Raw genomic sequence first — 1,145 nt, forward strand, 5'->3', positions numbered from 1 at the left:
CGACCTGGACGCCGTCGGCGCCCTGCCGGTGATGCTGCCGGAACGGGCCGGTGGCGGGTCCCGCGCATCTGTGCCGCTGCGCGACGTGGCCAAGTTCTCCTATTCGGAAGGCCTCAACCAGGTCAGCCGCGAGAACGGCAAGCGTCGCGTCGTCGTCCAGTCCAATGTTCGCGGCGCGGACCTGGGCTCGTTCGTCACGCAGGCCCAGCAGAAGGTCGATGCGCAGGTCAAGCTGCCGGCCGGCTCCTGGCTGGTCTGGGGTGGTCAGTACGAGAACCTTAAGGCTGCCCAAGGCCGCCTGGCGCTCGTGGTCCCGCTCTGCTTCCTGCTGATCTTCGGCCTGCTCTATATGGCCTTGGGTGGCATCGCGCCGGCCGCGGCCGTGTTCTCGGCCATTCCGCTGGCCTTGGCCGGTGGGGTGTTTGGCCTGGCGCTGCGGGGCATCCCGTTCTCGGTCTCGGCCGCCGTCGGCTTCATCGCGCTGTCGGGCGTGGCCGTGCTCAACGGCCTGGTCATGATCTCCTGGATCAGAACCTTGCGCGAACAGGGCGCCAGCGTGCCCGACGCCGTGACCGAAGGCGCGCTCAACCGGCTGCGCCCCGTGCTGATGACGGCCCTGGTGGCCTCGCTGGGCTTCGTGCCCATGGCCCTGGCGACCGGCACCGGCGCTGAAGTCCAGCGTCCGCTAGCCACGGTCGTCATCGGCGGCCTGATCACCGCCACGGCCCTGACGCTCTTCGTCCTGCCGGCCATCTGTCGCTTCGTCCTGCGCAAGGCCGAAACCGGGAGTCCTGAACAAGCCTGAGCCTGGGGCGGCGCGTCGAGCTGGTCTCGGCGCGCCGCTCGTTCTTCACATCCACCTGCGGAGCACTTGAATGAGTAAGCCGATTGAAGGGGGAAGCACGGCGATCGCCGTGTCGGGACTACAAGCCCAGAAGAAGCGTATTCAGATCCTCGCCGAGAACATCGCCAACGCCAACTCGACGGCTCGAACCGCCGGCGGAGAGCCCTACCGCCGCCAGATTCCGGTCTTCAAGGTCGAGCAGATGGGCGGGGACGAGGGGGTGGTGCTGAGCGGCGTTAAGGCCGATCCCAAGCCCTTCCCGCAAGCCTATGATCCTGGCCATCCGGCGGCCAACGCCGCT

Annotated in this window: 2 protein-coding genes; both read left to right on the plus strand. The window is 68.0% G+C overall.

Going from position 1 to position 1,145, the window contains the following annotated elements; all coding sequences use genetic code 11:
* On the plus strand, positions 1-805 hold an 805-nt coding region (locus NKJ21_RS27465), incomplete at its 5' end, for an efflux RND transporter permease subunit (RefSeq protein WP_254733458.1).
* Between the two features lie 70 nt (positions 806-875).
* A partial coding sequence (locus NKJ21_RS27470; RefSeq protein ID WP_254733460.1) for a flagellar basal body protein occupies positions 876-1,145 on the plus strand: 270 nt, incomplete at its 3' end.

The sequence above is a fragment of the Klebsiella sp. SWET4 genome, from assembly GCF_024296565.1.
GTDB lineage: Bacteria > Pseudomonadota > Gammaproteobacteria > Enterobacterales > Enterobacteriaceae > Klebsiella > Klebsiella variicola.